The sequence below is a fragment of the Mesorhizobium sp. M1E.F.Ca.ET.063.01.1.1 genome, from assembly GCF_003998155.1.
GTDB lineage: Bacteria > Pseudomonadota > Alphaproteobacteria > Rhizobiales > Rhizobiaceae > Mesorhizobium.
In genome coordinates this window covers 1-398 of record NZ_RZSC01001745.1, presented here as the reverse complement: position 1 = coordinate 398, position 398 = coordinate 1, and the positions used below count along the sequence as shown (strand labels likewise).

Below are 398 nucleotides of genomic sequence, written 5' to 3'. Positions count from 1 at the left end.
TCGAGATACTGGCGATGTCATTCCACGGAATCTCTGCGGCACGCTGCACGAGAAGCGACATCTTGGCGCCGGCGCGTTCGGCGACCTCGACAAGACGCCGCGAGTTGGAGGAGTTGGGGGCGCCGACGATGAGATAGAGATCGGCGCCGGCGGCGGTCTCCTTCACCGCTTCCTGGCGATTGGTGGTGGCGTAGCAGATCGATTCGGCGGCCGGCGCGTGCAGCTCTGGAAAGCGCTGCTCGAGCGCCCGGATGATGCCGGCGGTGTCCTCGACCGAGAGCGTCGTCTGGGTGACGAAGCCGAGGGCTGCGGGGTCGGCCGGCTCGAAGACGGCGGCATCGGCCTCGGTCTCGATCAGCGTGACGGCGCCGTCCGACAATTGGCCCATCGTGCCGATC

1 pseudogene is annotated in these 398 nt (G+C 67.3%); it reads right to left on the bottom strand.

What is annotated here, in order from left to right:
* A pseudogene (locus EOA29_RS40710) lies at nt 1-398 on the bottom strand (4-hydroxy-3-methylbut-2-enyl diphosphate reductase); the annotation flags it as partial.